General features: G+C 38.6%; 16 protein-coding genes. 7 read left to right on the top strand and 9 right to left on the bottom strand.

The features are described from left to right. The first annotated feature begins 71 nt into the window (after positions 1–71). Positions 72–806 carry a dienelactone hydrolase family protein gene (locus GQR52_RS15510; protein WP_165729030.1) on the top strand — a complete coding sequence of 245 codons (735 nt, stop codon included), beginning with the start codon at positions 72–74 and terminating at the stop codon, positions 804–806. A 43-nt stretch (positions 807–849) separates the two neighbouring features. Here the strand turns inward: GQR52_RS15510 and GQR52_RS15505 are convergent, their stop codons facing one another. Continuing rightward, positions 850–1,773 carry a LysR family transcriptional regulator gene (locus GQR52_RS15505; RefSeq protein WP_165729029.1) on the bottom strand — a complete coding sequence of 308 codons (924 nt, stop codon included), beginning with the start codon at positions 1,771–1,773 and terminating at the stop codon, positions 850–852. A 157-nt stretch (positions 1,774–1,930) separates the two neighbouring features. On the opposite strand from GQR52_RS15505, the gene GQR52_RS15500 reads away from it, so the two are divergent. From GQR52_RS15500 to GQR52_RS15485, 4 genes are all read left to right on the top strand, one after another. Next, positions 1,931–2,614, top strand: a complete 684-nt coding sequence (locus tag GQR52_RS15500) for a type 1 glutamine amidotransferase domain-containing protein (protein WP_165729028.1) — start codon at positions 1,931–1,933, stop codon at positions 2,612–2,614. Between the two features lie 116 nt (positions 2,615–2,730). Further along, positions 2,731–3,312 (top strand): rhomboid family intramembrane serine protease, encoded by a 582-nt coding sequence (locus GQR52_RS15495; protein ID WP_165729027.1) that lies wholly within the window; start codon positions 2,731–2,733, stop codon positions 3,310–3,312. Between the two features lie 77 nt (positions 3,313–3,389). Next, a complete protein-coding gene (yghU, locus tag GQR52_RS15490; RefSeq protein ID WP_007581288.1) occupies positions 3,390–4,235 on the top strand; it encodes a glutathione-dependent disulfide-bond oxidoreductase in 846 nt (281 codons plus the stop codon). Between the two features lie 261 nt (positions 4,236–4,496). Continuing rightward, positions 4,497–6,437 carry an EAL domain-containing protein gene (locus tag GQR52_RS15485; protein WP_165729026.1) on the top strand — a complete coding sequence of 647 codons (1,941 nt, stop codon included), beginning with the start codon at positions 4,497–4,499 and terminating at the stop codon, positions 6,435–6,437. Between the two features lie 507 nt (positions 6,438–6,944). Here the strand turns inward: GQR52_RS15485 and GQR52_RS15480 are convergent. Next, complete coding sequence (locus GQR52_RS15480) at positions 6,945–7,829, bottom strand: IS4 family transposase (protein ID WP_165729025.1); 885 nt, start codon at positions 7,827–7,829, stop codon at positions 6,945–6,947. Positions 7,830–8,241: 412 nt separating this feature from the next. Between GQR52_RS15480 and GQR52_RS15475 the strand changes: the two genes are divergently transcribed. Beyond that, positions 8,242–9,621, top strand: a complete 1,380-nt coding sequence (locus GQR52_RS15475) for a VCBS repeat-containing protein (protein ID WP_165729024.1) — start codon at positions 8,242–8,244, stop codon at positions 9,619–9,621. An 88-nt stretch (positions 9,622–9,709) separates the two neighbouring features. Here GQR52_RS15475 and GQR52_RS15470 read toward each other — a convergent pair whose 3' ends face one another. Further along, entirely contained in the window at positions 9,710–10,165 is a 456-nt protein-coding gene (locus GQR52_RS15470; RefSeq protein ID WP_165729023.1) for a hypothetical protein, read from the bottom strand. 12 nt (positions 10,166–10,177) lie between these two features. Beyond that, the gene (locus GQR52_RS15465) at positions 10,178–10,453 is read right to left on the bottom strand and encodes an EF-hand domain-containing protein (RefSeq protein WP_007581281.1); all 276 of its coding nucleotides are present in this window, start codon (positions 10,451–10,453) and stop codon (positions 10,178–10,180) included. Positions 10,454–10,764: 311 nt separating this feature from the next. On the opposite strand from GQR52_RS15465, the gene GQR52_RS15460 reads away from it, so the two are divergent. Next, positions 10,765–11,622 carry a PA4780 family RIO1-like protein kinase gene (locus tag GQR52_RS15460; RefSeq protein WP_010555357.1) on the top strand — a complete coding sequence of 286 codons (858 nt, stop codon included), beginning with the start codon at positions 10,765–10,767 and terminating at the stop codon, positions 11,620–11,622. Between the two features lie 27 nt (positions 11,623–11,649). Here the strand turns inward: GQR52_RS15460 and GQR52_RS15455 are convergent, their stop codons facing one another. From GQR52_RS15455 to GQR52_RS15435, 5 genes are all read right to left on the bottom strand, one after another. After that, on the bottom strand, positions 11,650–12,324 hold the full coding sequence (locus tag GQR52_RS15455) for a response regulator (RefSeq protein ID WP_007581275.1): 675 nt from the start codon (positions 12,322–12,324) through the stop codon (positions 11,650–11,652). Between the two features lie 92 nt (positions 12,325–12,416). Then, positions 12,417–13,862: an ATP-binding protein gene (locus GQR52_RS15450; protein WP_165729022.1), complete on the bottom strand. Its 1,446-nt coding sequence runs from the start codon at positions 13,860–13,862 to the stop codon at positions 12,417–12,419. Further along, positions 13,862–14,392, bottom strand: coding sequence for a hypothetical protein (locus GQR52_RS15445; protein ID WP_165729021.1), 531 nt, complete (start codon positions 14,390–14,392; stop codon positions 13,862–13,864). The genes GQR52_RS15450 and GQR52_RS15445 overlap by 1 nt, the downstream gene beginning before the upstream one ends. A 9-nt stretch (positions 14,393–14,401) precedes the next feature. Further along, a complete protein-coding gene (locus tag GQR52_RS15440) occupies positions 14,402–16,063 on the bottom strand; it encodes a YHYH protein (RefSeq protein WP_165729020.1) in 1,662 nt (553 codons plus the stop codon). A 32-nt stretch (positions 16,064–16,095) separates the two neighbouring features. Then, entirely contained in the window at positions 16,096–16,704 is a 609-nt protein-coding gene (locus tag GQR52_RS15435) for a flavin reductase family protein (protein WP_149594224.1), read from the bottom strand. Positions 16,705–16,708 lie beyond the last annotated feature (4 nt).

Genomic DNA, 16,708 nt, shown 5'->3' with positions numbered 1-16,708 from the left:
CAAAAGTCGTTTATTTTATCGCGCTCAGTTACCATATCATTATATATAATTTTATTTAACTGAGCGCTTTTATGATAATTCAACAACATAATGCAGACTTGCCAACACCTACAGGTTTAATGCGAACAACCGTATATCGCCCTCAAGCGCAAGGGCAATTCCCTGCTATCATTTTTTATTCTGAAATATTTCAGCAAACTGCACCTATTGCACGCAGCGCGGCTATTTTAGCAAGCCATGGCTTTGTAGTATTAGTGCCTGAAGTGTTTCACGAGTTAAATCCTATAGGCACTGTGCTTGCTTACGATGATACAGGTAAAGACAAAGGCAATGCCGATAAGTGGGCAAAGCCACTTGAGCATCATGATAGTGACACGCAAGCCATGATCGATTTTATAAAACAACAAAGCTATTGCACAGGTACAGTAGGCGCAATGGGCGTATGTATTGGTGGGCATTTAGCTTATAGAGCGGCGCTTAACCCTGAAATTAAAGCGGCTTTTTGCTTATACGCGACTGATATTCACAGCGACACATTACCGGCAAAATCAGGTAATAACTCATTTGAACGCATGGCTGATATACAAGGCGAAATTCACTTTATATGGGGTAAACAAGACCCGCATGTGCCACAAGAAGGTCGCACTAAAATATACCAGCAATGCGTAAGCACTGGCATTAATTACCAATGGCAAGAAGTTAACGCCCAGCATGCCTTTATGCGTGATGAAGGTGAGCGATACGATGCAGCCCTTGCAATTAATATGTATCAACAAGCGGTTGCATTATTTAGCCGTACTTTATAAGTATTTTATAAATGCTTTATAAATATTTTAAAAGCGAAAAGAATTAAACGCTTTTCAGCATACCCAAGGCGGTATGCTGTTTTACAAAATATGCTTTTAGGTAATCAATAAATAATCGTAGTTTTTTAGAACCCGCAGCCCCTGGCGGAAATACTCCGTACAGTTCAATATCTTTGCTTTTATAATCATCTAATATTATTTCAAGTAGCCCAGCTTGTACTTTAGGCCACGCATCGTAAAGCGGTATACGCCCAATGCCATGCCCCGCTTCTACAAAGGCAGTACGTGCAGCTGCGTTATTAGTACTTAAGGCGCCTTGCATTGCAATGTCGTGTTTTTTGCCATCTTTTGAAAGTGTTAACGTTTTACTTCCTAGCTGATAAACCACCCATTGATGATCTGCCAATTCTAAAGGAGTTTTAGGTTTACCAAAATGTGTAAAGTAATCCGGCGCGCCACAAATACAAGTGCTCATTGTCGTCAGCTTGGTTGCTTGCAAGTTGGAGTCACTCAGTGCCACACCCCTAATTGCAAAATCGAACCCATTTTTAATAATATCAACCACATCGTCAGTAAGCTGTAAGTCTATTTTAATTTTAGGGTATTGGCGCTTAAACGTATTTATTGCGGGCACAATTAGCTGCATTCCCACATTCACAGGGCAGCTAATTTTAAGTAAACCTTGTGGCTCACTCTTTATATTTTCTATTTGCTGATTAGCTGCATTAGCTTGTTCGGTAATTATTCTACAACGCTCATAATAAGCAATGCCCGCCTCAGTTAGCGCCATGGTACGAGTTGAGCGATTTAATAAAGTGACTTCAAGTTGGGTTTCTAACTTTTTTAAATGATAACTTGCTACTGCTCGCGTAAATCCTAACTGTTTAGCCGCAGCGGTTAAGCTGCCCTGCTCTACAATTTGCGCAAATACGACCATGCTCTTTAACTGCTCAAACGACACCTTCATATGTGCTCCGTAGCGTGTTTTAAATTCAACCCCTCTATTGTATCAATTATTAAATCAATAAAGTTAAATTTATCATCGTTGTTTAAAGCTCTTTTAGTGCATATAGTAATTGGTAAGCAAGATAAACTAATTCAAATCATCAGAAGGAATATATTCAATGTCTAAAAAAATACTTATGGTTCTTACATCTCACGCAGAACTTGGTAACACTGGCGAAAAAACAGGTTTTTGGGTAGAAGAATTTGCAGCCCCTTATTATGCATTTGTTGATGCAGGCGTTGAAGTAACATTAGCGTCTCCAGCTGGCGGTCAACCACCCATTGATCCGACAAGTACGCTTGTCGATTTTCAAACAGATGCAACAAAACGTTATGACGCAGATAGCGCAGCGCAAACCCTTATGGCAAACACTAAAGTGTTGAGTGAAGTAAAATCTAGCGATTTTGACGCTGTATTTTACCCAGGCGGTCACGGTCCATTATGGGACTTAGTTGATAACACTGACTCAATCTCACTTATCGAAAGCTTTGTAAAAGAGCAAAAGCCTGTTGCTGCGGTATGTCATGCAAGTGCTGCATTTTTAAATGTTAAAGATGCCGATGGCAATGCATTAGTAGCGGGTAAAAAAGTAACTGGTTTTACTAACTCTGAAGAAGCTGCAGTGCAACTTACCGATATCGTGCCATTTTTAGTTGAAGACGAGCTAATTAAAAAAGGCGGCGATTATCAAAAAACTGACGACTGGGGCGTATTAGCGCTAGTAGATGGTTTAGTAATTACCGGCCAAAACCCAGCAAGCTCTGAACTAGCAGCCAAAAAACTATTAACCAAACTAGTTTAATAGTGAGTAAAAATTAAAAATAAGCACAGCATTTTATGTTGTGCTTTTTTAATTGCTTTTCATTAGCAAATACAATTCCTATACTGGCAACTCTTAAAGTCAATTAGGGTGATTATATGGCAACCAAGCCAACCACACTGTCATTACTAACGAGTACCCGCTTCGCAATTTTTAGTATTGTTATTATTTGCTTCGTACTACAAGTGATCAATAGCCTACCTGGTATAAACCTAAATGGTTTAGGCATATATCCACGCAGTATCCAAGGCTTAATTGGCATACTATGCGCACCTTTTTTACATGGTAGCTGGTGGCACTTTGCCAGTAATATGATCCCATTTGTAGTATTAAGCTGGCTAATTTGCCAGTACAGCGTAAAACGTTTTTATAACGTATTTATTTTTACCGCTCTAGTCGGTGGACTCTTAGTTTGGGCATTTGGGCGCAGTAACATACATGTTGGTTTAAGCGGTGTTATATATGGTTTATGGGGCTTTATTCTATGCTACGGCTTAGTAAGACGCTCATTAAAATCAATTATAATTGCTGTTGTAGTGGCTATACTTTATAGCGGTTTTATATGGGGTGTTTTACCCCAGCGCTATCATGTATCGTTTGAAAGCCATTTATTTGGAGCGCTAAGCGGATTGTTTTTAGGTTATAGATTAGCAAAAGCCGATAAATTAAAAGGTCGGTAAATTAAGTATTAGGGCCTTTAATTAATTTTTTATGGCCACATTTACCATATATGTATTTCATCTAACAGAGGTTATTTATGAGTGATAAAAACGAATACACGCCACCAAAAGTATGGACGTGGGAAAGTGAAAGTGGCGGTAAGTTTGCCAGCATTAACCGCCCAATCGCAGGCGCGACTCATGACAAAACTCTACCTATTGGTGAGCACGCATTTCAGCTTTATTCTCTTGCGACACCTAATGGCCAAAAAGCTACAATCATGTTTGAAGAGCTTTTACAGCTTGGTTGCACCGATGCAGACTATGACGCATATTTAATAAACATAGGTGATGGCGATCAGTTTGGATCTGACTTTGTTGATATTAATCCAAACTCAAAAATCCCAGCGCTAATGGATCATTCAACCACGCCGCCTACTCGCATCTTTGAATCTGGTTCTATTTTACAGTATTTGGCTGAGAAATTTGATGTACTCATACCTAAAGATTTAAAAGCTAAAACTGAGTGTCGTAACTGGCTATTTTGGCAAATGGGCTCAGCGCCTTACTTAGGTGGCGGATTTGGTCATTTTTATAGCTACGCACCAAGTAAAATGCAATACCCTATTGACCGTTTTACCATGGAAACTAAACGCCAGCTTGACGTGTTAAATCGCCATTTAAGCGAAAATGAATACATGGCAGGTGATGAATACTCAATTGCCGATATTGCAATTTGGCCGTGGTACGGATCGTTAGTGCTTGGAGCTTTATATGATGCAGCAGAGTTTTTAGATGTTGCCTCATACACCCATGTTGTACGCTGGGCTACGCAAATATCAGAGCGCCCCGCAGTAAAGCGTGGTCGTCGCGTAAATCGCACATGGGGCCCTGAAGAAGAGCAAATGGCAGAGCGCCATAACGATAGCGATTTCGAAGGTTAAATCTATAGAACAGCAAGTAAAGTCGTTAACACTTTAACCTGCTTGATAATTTTAAGGCTCAAAATAAATATTTATTTTGGGCCTTTTTACTTTTTAAACTTTTTTTATCCCTCCCATAAACTATATTTACTTTACATTAAAGTTTTATTTAGCTGCGTAAAGGCTTATTAAGCTCTTTGTATTACCAGTATTGCATTAGTGTAATTTGCTAAATGGTTTACTTAATTTCCTAGGGGTTGTTTTTGAAAAAGGTTTTAATTAGTGCCATATAACAATTTAAGTAATAATGAGCGAAAAGAAGCGCTCAAAATTTTATACTCGAATGCTATTTCCGGAATTGCAGTCTCTGTACTAGTCAGCGTTGCTTTAGTATTTGCTTTTGATATAACTAATGAGAAAACTAACCACGATAAAGTAGTCTGGTTAGGCATAATGATGTGCGTGCTTACTTTACGTATTATTGATGTAGGGCTTTTTTTGAAAGCTCAAAATTCTCGCCAACCTTACAACACACATTCTTATCTAAATCGCTTTGCTATTGGCTGTATATCAACAGCCGTGTCTTGGTGTGGTTATGCTCTTTGGTTTCATAGCACTTCATCTACGGTGGAAGTTACTACGACCATTGCTATTTTATCGGCGCTTGCCGGTGGCTCTGCAAATTTGCTGTCTGGAAGTCGTTTTACCGCTGTTCTATATAGTTTTACTTTATTGGCGCCCTACTCTTTTTTGCTAGCGCTTTCAAACGATCACTACCAACACGTATTGGGGTTATTAGGTTTAACTTTTGCCACAATCATGATTGCCTCTTCGTACAAATCAGCCACATTTACACACAGTGCAATCAAGCTCAAAAACCAAAACAGAGAACTGCTTAATGAAATGGAAAATAAGGTCGAACAACGCACTGAAGAAATTTACCGCTTATCGAATACCGATCCACTCACAAATCTATTAAACCGCACCGCATTTTTAAAAAATGCAAACAAACAACTAGCAGATAACCCTAAAGAACCCTTTGCTTTATTATTTGTAGATTTAGATGGTTTTAAGCAAATCAACGATTCGTTGGGTCACAAAGTAGGCGATAAAGTATTAAAAGAAATAGCACTGAGAATTAGTAATGTATGCAACCAACAACTCTATAAATGCCGTTGGGGCGGAGATGAGTTTTTAATTTTAGCAACGTATCAAAGCCAAACTGAGCTTATCGAGTTTGCTAATAAAGTGCTTCAAAGCATTAGCGCCGAGCATGAAACATATAAATATCAAAAATGGGTATCAGCAACTATTGGAATGGCCATGTACCCTGAGCACGGGAGTGATTTAAATACCTTAATTCGCTCTGCTGATATTGCAATGTATCACCAAAAACGCATGGCTAAAGGTAATATCAATATTTATAACGATTCACTCAAATTAAAACAAGAAAGAGAGTACCTGTTGAGTCAACGCCTAGCCAGTGCCATAGAAGAAAACAGTTTAAGACTAGTATTTCAGCCAATTGTAGATAGCAAAACATCAAAAGTAACCTCTTTCGAATCATTATTACGCTGGCAACTAGACGGTGAAAATATTTTCCCTGATGAGTTTATAACTATTGCCGAGCAATACGGTTTAATAACCCAAATGGGCCTCTGGGTCATAGAACAAGCATGTATACAAGCAAATAAATTCAACCATTTACCGACAAAAATTGCAGTAAGCGTGAACGTATCGGTAATACAATTACAAGATCCAAATTTTGTAACTAAGGTATTAAAAATAGTAAACAATCACCAAGTAGAGCCTAAAGATCTGCATATAGAAATTACCGAATCAGTATTTGCCGAAGATAAACTCACATTTTTGACAGCCGTGAAAGCACTACAAAAACAAGGCTTTTGTATTTCAATTGATGATTTTGGAACTGGCTACTCATCACTATCAAGCATGCTTGATATTGGTGTAGATATAGTAAAAATAGACAGAAGTTTTATTCAAAATATGGATAAAAGAGGGTTAAGTATTATTCATGCAATTGTACAAATGGCCTCATCTTTAGATTTTACTGTTGTTGCCGAAGGCGTTGAAACTATTGAACAAGCAAACACGCTTACTAATATTGGTGTATCTCACCTGCAAGGTTATTACTTTTCAAAACCGATGGAAGTAGATTTTGTAGATGCTTATTTAAATGAGCAAAATAAGCTGTGCCGTTGATAACCAAAACCCGCTAAAAGCGCTTAACTGCCATATGAGTTTTGCACTACCTTTCTTATTAGGGCTTGTTTATCTTTCGAGGTTAAATTTGCAGCAGACTGTTTGGTATTTAGGCAATGCAGAGCCTATGTAGTGTGGTTATTCCCCATAAATAGGCGATAACGCAGCATAAATGCCAAACATTCGCTGCCCGAAGGGCTGAGGGATCCCCACTTTATCCAGCGGCCTCTTTTTGATAATTAAAAATAAAGTTTTTTAAACTTTTTTCTATATAGCTTTGTGTAATACGTCTCTTACATAGCTTTATGACTTGCTTGGCTAAGGTTAAAAATGAAAGAACTCGGCGATTCTTAACACTATTTGCTTGAAATTTTATATGCCACTTTCTTTTTTCTGCTTCACACCCTATAAACCATAACGCAGTGCTCGCTATTGTGGCTATCAAGCATAATATTCCTATTCTATTTATGCCGGTGCTTTTACTAAAACGCCACGAAAAACCATATCTCAAACTTTTGTCATCGCGGAATTTTGCTCTATTTGCATTCTTTTACTATATAAACCAACTACTCGCTTACTCGTCATTGTATTGTCTGATGTCGCGAGTAACCATGGCTCTTTCGCTAAGTTTTGATACATTTTTGTATCTTTCGTAAATCTGCTTTTTCCTTTTCTTCCTTTATTTTTTCCATGATATACGTGTAAAAATGCATCGCATGCTGTCGGGCTGGACTGAGTTAGTCGTGCTTGACCTAACGCCTTTGGTATATCGCTGGCACCAACCCTAAGTTGTTTTAATGTATGCCATTGTGATTGCATGGCTAGTTTACACTTCATTGAGCCTCTTAATCGACCTATCATATGCCAACCAAGTTCGCGTACTTTACTATACCAAGGCGTAAGAAAGCCGCCGTCTGTTACAATATAGACACTAAGATGTCGTCCAAGCACTTCATAAAGTTCATCTAAAAACAGGCTGTTGGTTGCTGGGCTATCAAAATTCTTCTGCTCAACAATCATGTTATAAATCACGATAGAGCGCCCATCCACAAGTAAGCTTGCTCGCAGTAAGTGATAGTCGTGACCACAGGCACCGCTCCAGTCAACGGCAATTGCAAGCATTGGTAAAGAGTCGATAATAGGATGAGCTAATGCTTTATAGATAGCGACCCTTTCATTGTAGAGGTGAGTATTTTTTAAGAAGCGATCAACGCGTTTTATTTTATGTTTTACATCCACAGCGCCAGACAAATTTCTGCCGATTTCAGTTAAGGTAAGTTTATTGCCCGAAATTAATGCATTACTGCAGCTTAGTAATGTTTTTACTCTGGCATTATTGAATGGCGCTAATGCATGTTTAAAGTACTTATGGCAAACTAATGTGTCAGGCATAGCAGTTGTGACTTATGTAGGTTGTGGTGATTTACATAAGATCATAAATTGCTGTGCCTGTCACGTTTTGGGGATTCGTCAGCCCGAAGGGTTCTGCCTAGGGGAGATTGACTCTTTGTTACTAGGTTACAAACCTCGCGCCGCGATTAAATCTTCCTTGGGTTGAACAAGTTCAATCCTGAAAGGTCAACAAGCCCTTCTTAAAACATAATCTTACAATTACTTACACCCAGTACATAGTTATTAGCGTAGGCTAAATATAAACCAACTTACATAAGTGTATTACGTTTAAATTTACGCTAATTAGCAAACCGCCAGCGCTGGACCCTACGTTAAGTTGTGCGCTGATGTTGCTTATATAAGTGAATAATAAAAATGTAACGATACAACTAAATATAAAAAAGGGATTTGCATGATAAAACCACTTTGCTATTCACTCATCACTTTACTTACCCCCATTAGCGCTATAGCTCAAACAATGGCAATAAAAACAACGGATGAATTAGTATCAACCGATTCAGAGATTTTATTTGCATATAATAAAGAATCAAAACAATTAGAAGCCATCAATTTACTCACATCACTAAGTAGTGAACTTGCTTTACCAAAAAATGCCATCGGGTTTGATGTGGCTACACTTGCTAACATTACCGATAAACAAGCACTCGTACTAACAAGTGATGGCGTATACAAAGCCCATGCTGGTAAACCAACACTATTGTTTAATTATGAGTCGGTTCTAAATCAATTAAAAATAGATAAATTTGAAAAAGTAGACTTTGTCTTCGATGCCAACAACGACGGTCTAAGCGATATTTTCATCCCTGGGTTAGCAAGCAGTACTTTATACATTCAAAATAAAGATGGCAGCTTTAAGCCTAACAAATTTAAACAAACACCTATGTATGAAGGCAGCTTTTCAGGAAAAGGGCTTTCTCTAGAAGTTAATATTAACAATAAACCCGTTGTTATTGATTTTAACCACGACGGGTTAAGCGACTTGGTTTTTTCAAATGACTTTGGAGCAGATGTACTACTTGCTAATTCAGAAGGCTTTGAGCAAAAGCTCACCTCAATTGATTTTAACATCGAATTAGGCGAGCTAAGCAATGGCGAAACTCGCAAAATAAAGCAAATTATTGATATTAATAACGACGGATTTCTAGATTTTACAACTAGACAGTTTAAGCCAACGCAAGGTATGGATTCGTTAGATATAAAAATAGCACATACTTTGTACCTAGGAAGTGCTAAAGGCTTTAGTAATACGCCCATTACCTTATTTGAAACACAAGGCCCTAGTGAGTTATTGCTCAAAACTGATTTTAATAATGATGGCTTAATTGATTTACAAAAAATGGATTTAGATATTGGCTTAGGTACTATTGCGTCTATGGCATTGGGCGATGGCAGTACTGATGTAGATGTAGAAATGAACATTTATAAGCAGCAACCCGACGGCTCATTTGCCAATAAATCGAGTATCGAACTTGATTTAGAAATGGAAGTAGGAATGAACGGCGATGATTCCGAGCCAGCCCTATATTTAGGTGATATTAACGGCGACAGCTATATTGACGCAGTATACAAATACAGTAAAAAAACGCTGTATATTTATTACGGAGAGCAAGACTCACTGCTAAATGATAAACGTAAAAAATTAAAACTAACGCTGCCTAAAAATAATAAAGATATTCTTCTGGTAGACATAAACCAAGACGGTAAAAAAGATTTTGTATTTAAATTTACCGAAGAAGATGGCACCAGCAAAATAGAAACACGCTTAAATTAAGCCAATAAAAAAGCCCAACAGAGTTAACCGTTGGGCTTTGGACTTAAGACTTTCGAGTAACAGTCAGCTTTACTCTAAGTTATAACACCTAAGCAGTTACATTTAGCAGTGAATCGCCTTCACTTAAACCAAACTTCTCTTGCACTGATGCAAGGATTGATTCTTTATCTTCATCAGACAACTGGCTTGAATACTCAGTTAATAGCTCATCTAAGTAGCTGACTACTTCGTCTGTATCTACTGATTCTAATGAGTTCTGTGGCGGCGGTGGCGGTCTTTGGCCTTCCACTCGTCCTGCATCACCAATGCTTTTAGCATCAAACTCAAGTTCGCTCATTAAATCAGCAAGCTCTTTTGTTGGTTCAATACCTTGTTCTTTAAATGCCGCTTGAATACTTTGCGCGTTTTCTTCGGTTAAGTTTTCAGCGTCAAACTCTGCAAGCGTTTCTTTAACAAAATCGCTTTGCTCTGTTGTTAGTTTTGCAGCCTGACTACTTTGTTGCGACATAAAACTCGCAGAACTACTGTTAATACTATTAATCATTTTAGTATCCTTTCAGCGTTCACGACGAGGTGGTTTATGATCGCTAAGTTCTTGTTCACTAATTTCGCCATTACCATCGGCATCTATAGAATCAAAAATTGTTTGTGCATCGCCGTGTGGCGGTTTTTTAGCACTAAACTCTTCAAAGCTAATTACGCCATCACCATCAGTATCAATAGTTGAGAAGTCAGGTTTTTCAGGAGGATTGTCACCGCCTCGAGCAGCTACATTAGCTGAAAAAGCAATAGATAATATTGCCACAGTGGCAAGAGTTGAAAAATGCTTCATAGTAATAACCTCGTATTTAAGAATTAAACTAAGCTTACGCTTTAAAAACGCAAACAATGTGCAAATAATGAGGAAGTAATAAATTATTTTAATAAAAAATAGTAATCTAAATACTTATTTAAAAAGTTCTGGTTGATTGCTTTGCAATCAATATATAAGCTAATAAAATAATACGATTAATTACTCTCAGGCAGTAGTGTTACTGCCCTTAATTCTCAAAGCTGATATACTGCTTGAGCCAATTAAACAAACAAATACAGAGCACTTTCATAAATAATGATTAATAACCAACCCTACTTAGCAGGCAATCTGTGAAAATACCTAAACGCCTACAACCCCTTGTTGATGATGGCCTTATTGACGAAGTTATAAGCCGACTAATGAGCGGTAAAGAAGCCGATGTATTTATTGTCCGCTGTGGTGAGCACATTCGCTGTGCGAAAGTGTATAAAGACGCGGTTAAACGTAGCTTTAAAAAAGCGGCACAATACCAAGAAGGCCGAAAAGTACGTGGTGGACGCCAAGCGCGTGCTATGGGTAAACGTTCTAGCTATGGCCGTCAATTAGAAGAAGAGATTTGGCAAAATGCCGAAGTTGATGCGTTATCTCGTTTAGCTGGCGTGGGTGTACGTGTTCCTGATACTTACTTTTGTATTGATGGCGTGCTGCTTATGGAGCTTGTGTCGGACGAGAATGGTAACGTAGCCCCTCAACTTGGACATGTCGTTTTTAGTGAAGAGCAAGCTATTGAGCAACATAAACTCATGATGCATTACATTAAGCTTATGCTTTGCGCAGGTATAATACACGGCGATTTATCTGAATTTAATGTACTTGTAGATAATAACGGCCCTGTAATTATAGATTTACCGCAAGCAGTTAACGCTTCAGCAAATAACAGTGCACAAGCTATGTTTGCACGCGATGTAAATAACATACGCCGCTACTATGGTGAATTTGCGCCAAGCATACTAAAAACTCAATACGCTAAAGAAATGTGGGCATTATTTGAAGAGGCCAATTTAACGCCTAATTCAACGCTTACAGGTGAATTTGAAGACAGTGACGAACTTGCCGATGTAGATTCTATTCTTGATGAAATTCAAGCTGCCGAATACGAAGAGTTTGACCGCTTAGAGCGAATTAAAAATGCTGACGATGATGAATAGCTCATCGTCATAGCTTACTAATACCTCTTACTGCGGGTGCACAAATCGGTAGCCAACCCCATAAACAGACTGAATAACACTTTCAGTTTGTGTCACTTCATCTAGTTTTTTACGCAACTTTTTAATATGGCTATCAATAGTACGATGGCTCACAATACGCTGATCGGCGTACATAGTGTCCATTAAACTATCGCGCGAATAAATACGATTTGGGTTGTTAAACAAAGGTTTAAATAGCTGAAATTCAAAGTTCGTAAGCTCTATGCTGTTTGATTTGTATTTTACGCTGTAGGTACTCTCGTCAAGCTTCATTGTTGACTCTGTAACATCACTTGCGCTACTTAATCGCCTTAATATAGCTTTAACTCGCGCCACCAGCTCAGCATAACTAAACGGCTTACAAATATAATCATCTGCACCTAACTCAAGTCCAAGCAGCCTATCTATTTCTTCTACTTTTGCCGATACCATAATAATAGGCACATTTGAAAAGCGCCTGATTGCTTTACATAGTTCTATACCACTTTGACCAGGTAGCATTATGTCGAGCAAAATTACGCTCGGTCTATTAATTTCAAGCCAAGGTAATACTTCATTTCCGTGATGTATTTGATGAGTAACAAAATGATGGCTACTTAAAAAGTCACTCATTAAGTTAGCCAGCTTTACCTCATCTTCCACAATCAGTATTTGTTCGCTCATAGAGTTCTCTGTTATTAGTAATCCAAACTTAGATAAAAATACCATATCAAACAAAGTTCAAGTTACGTATTTTTTATCTGAATCAACTAAAGCTAAATAGTTGGTAGCCTAATAATAATAGCAAGACCGCCTAGAGTGGCTTTTTCAGCAGCTATTTCACCATTATGGCCTTTAACTATATGTTGGCAAATAGATAAGCCCAAGCCCGAACCGCCCTCTTGGCGATTACGAGAGCTATCTACTCGATATAAATACTCAAACAAATGCGATAAATGCGACTGCTCTACACCTACGCCATTATCTTCAATTATAAGCTCTAAGTAGGTTTGCCCTTTAATGCTTATATTATTAGCCGTTAATGAAATAGTGGTGCATTGTGCATAGTGTACCGCGTTCATTAAAATATTATCGAGCAGCTGCAAAAGTCGGGTTTTATCTGCTTGTACAGTTATGTGTTTAGCGCTATTGAGTAAGTAAATTTTTATATTGTGCTGCTCAAGTATAACCTGATATTTTTGCTCAATAGTATTTAATAATAAAGCCATATCAGTAGGTTGCATAGTGTAATGCATACCCCCTAACTCTGCGCTATTGAGCATATGCAAATCATCTATTAAGCGTTTTAAATGCAATGCCTCGTCGTTAGCCGAGTTAATATTTTTTGCATTAGGCTCACGTATACCAAGTAGCATAGCTTCAAGTTCACCGAGTAAAATACTCATTGGCGTTCTAAGCTCGTGAGAAATATTGGCAAGCCAGCGTTTGCGCACTTGCTCGTCTTTAGCGAGTGTAAATGCAAGGATATTAAAATCTTCGCTTAATTGGCCTAATTCGTCTTTTCGCTCAAGCGTAAGTTTGGTCTCGTAATTACCTTGCGTTAAGCGATGCATACCATTAGCAATTTGCTTTACTGGACTAACTAAGTGACGAGACAATAAAAAGGTAACTAGCAATGTAAGCAATACAGCGGCTAAAGCAATAAACCATAAGTAGTTAGTTTGCTGCTGTAAAAAATCAAGCTCATAACCATCAACCAAGCTATCTCTTTTAGATACAGCTAAGTAACCCACTGTTTTATCGCTCACTGTAATTGGGGTTGTTATATATTTTAAATCGCTGAGGTATCTACCCACTACTCGCTGCTTATTTTCATCAAGCAAAGCGTAGTGAGCAATATTTTCAGGTGGTAGGCGGCGCTCTCCCCCTAAACGAATATGATCGGGTGGCGGCCGTCGCATCATTCCCCCTCTGGGGCCTGGACCTTCTGGTGGCCTAGGTAAAAACTGGCTATTTTCTAGCTGAGATTCAACAAGTTTTCTAAAATTTTCGCCATTGCCAACAACACGTTCCCATGAGGGGGTTTTTTCGTATTGCTTTGCAAGTTGCACAACAAGTGGTTCAAGCGCTTTTACTTCTTTTGCATTAACAAAATCAATTACGCCTTGCCCTATACTCCATTGTATAAGTACTACTAGCCCTGCAATAACACTAAAGGTAAAACTAAATAGTATTAAAAAAAGTTTATTATGAATTTTCATTAATGCGTGTTTTCAACCTTGCTAGGAAAGCTTTCAAATCGGTATGTTATAAACTCTTTGGTTTGATCGTTAACATACAGCGTAGCAACTATTTTTTTGCCCTGAGCGGTCCAATACATATGACCATGATTATTTAAAGTAACCGATACGGTATTTATACCACTTTTAAATAAGTTAGCAGGTAAATGCAATGCATGTCCGTAAATTCGCTGTATTTTAACCCCATTTATATATAAATGGGCATGACCTTGTAAAAAGCCCGTGTCATCGTTTGTAGTAACGCTCATCATTTGCTGCATGTTCATTGCGCCCTCAGGGGGTACAGATAAATCATAGCGCTGAGTATCTAAAATTAAGTTATAACCCGACATACTATCTTTTAATAACTTAAGGCTTAATGCCGGGATTGGCGTATCACTTGGCACTGCTATAGGCATATGGCTATGATCCATCATTTCCTGCTGCGCAAAGAGCTTAAAGCTCAATAGCACAGCAGTAGTTAGGATCAATGCGTATTTAAAATAACGCATAGTTACTCCTTACATTCCCGGTGGTGGACCCATTGTTTCGCCCGTATCACAGCGACCAATTGAATTATCGGCTAATTGACCTTTAAAACGAGGCCCTATTTGATAAGGAAAAGAAGGCTGTAATTTACCATCACTGTCTAACGTTAGTGTTATATGGTAGTGATAACCCTTGCCATCGTTAGTATCGTGGCCGTTATGCTCATCTAATTGAGCACCGGTTACTGTTTTTTGTGCGTAGTAGAAATCTTCAAAGTAATAACCATCGTCGGCATTTAATGTATTACCAGAGAGCGTCGTTACTTCTGCGCCAATAGCAGGACCTGCATCACTTGTTTGTGTGCCTTGGCTAACATCGTATTGATCGACTAAAGTACAGCTTCGCTCACCTTCAGTACCACAACCACCTTCACTTTCTGACGCGCCATAATCACGCATTTCCCAGCCGCTTAATGCAAGTTGACCGTTACTTTCATAAGGACCATAAAGTGGATAGCCATCAGCTGCAAACCCATAAATAGGTGAATGCGCATCGCCATCATCTTCAAGTAAATCAGCTAAGCAACTAGTATAAAAATGGTGATGATATTCACCGTTAGCAGCATGTCCGCCACACACATCAACATCGTATTGCTCAGCAATGGGCGCTAATGTATACCAAATATTATTACCGTAGCTCATACCATCGCCCCAGTTAAATATACTGGTGCCATTAACCATTAAGCCAACTGTACCTAAACCTGTTTCACACGTTTCAGTGTCAGATAAATCGGTAGGTGTTATCGGAAAATACGCCTCAACTGTTTGTTCTGTCGGGCAACCTGGTCCTGGAGGCCAATAGCCTGCGCCGCCTGTGTCATCACAGTTTTCAGTGCTGCTGTTATAGCCAATATCTTCACCAAACGAAATGGTTTGCCCTACTGCTGCTGAGGTTACACCGTTATAAAAATCGGTAGCTGCACGCGGGCGGTTATTTAACGCGTCTACTTGGTCTTGTGTAAGCGTTACGCCATATTTAGGAATGTCAGTTGTTTGCACATACATGTATTCAACGTCAGCATCTTCCTCAGAAACAGTAACAACCTCAACTGATTGAACATCTTCAACCACTGCGCCATTGTTTTGTATATAAGTGGAGGTTGTATCGTTGTTAATTAACCAGCTGGTAAGTTTTGCACTATTATCAACTGCACCAGTATCTGAGTCTGATGAAGCAATAACATTAACTATAACGGTATCTACAACGACATCGTTTGTGCCGTCATCTGCACTGATTTCAAATACAAGTGCTTCATCGGTTAAAACTTCAGGTGCAACAAACTCAGTAGACGTTGCAGTACTTGAAGATAAGCTAACGGTAGTGCCTGATGTTTGTGACCAGCTAACGGATACTTCGCCATCATCTTCAACTGTTGAACTTAAATAAACGGTATCGCCCGCATTAACAGTTTGGTCAATACCGGCGTCAACCGTTGGAGCACTATTACTGACTGTCTCGCCGTCTGTTGTAGTACTTGTAGAATCGCTGTTACATGCGCTTAAAGCGATACAAAGCGCACTTAACGCAAATAACTTAGTTACATTAGAGGCTTTTGTTTTAAAAAGTGTTTTCAATGCTTGAACCTTTACTTTAACGTTTAATAAAACAAAGTTAACAAGTAAAAGTGCAAACATTGTGCACAAACTAAGGAAGAATAAACATAAAACTAGATTTGTGGTCGTTTAAGTACAAATTTGTCTTTAGTGGTTGCATAGTAATCTCCACCCATTCTACCTACCGCATCTAAAAGTGTTGGGTCAATATAACCGTCAACAAACACTTCATCGTCAACACAAATACCCACTATGTCTAGTAACATCATTTGCCCGCCACCTGGCTCGCTTGAAATAGTAATAACTTCGCGTAGCTTACACTCATAGCGTACTTTTGAATCAGCAACACTCGGCACTGCGACCATTTGGCTATCAATTTTAGTTATATTTGCAGCATCAAACTCACTAACATCACTAGGATAATTAGCACAGCTTTGATTCATTTTTTCAACCAGTTCATGGCTCACAATGTTAATCACACATTCTTTAGTCGCTAATAAGTTAATTAATGTATCTTTACTTGGTTTATCGCGTGGATTTACTTGCGTCACACTCAATACTGGTGGGTTACAACTCGCTACTGTAAAAAATGAGTAAGGAGCAATATTAGCCACACCGTCGCTACTTAATGTACTTATCCATGCAATTGGACGAGGGCTGATCCCGCCAACTAAATACGAATAAACATTAAGCTCTTTATTTACAGTTAAATCTAAAAACATACTT

The sequence above is a fragment of the Pseudoalteromonas sp. 31A1 genome, from assembly GCF_011378815.1.
Taxonomy (GTDB): Bacteria; Pseudomonadota; Gammaproteobacteria; order Enterobacterales; family Alteromonadaceae; genus Pseudoalteromonas; species Pseudoalteromonas arctica.
The sequence above is the reverse complement of the archived record's forward strand: the minus strand, read 5'-3'. Positions and strand labels throughout refer to the sequence as shown.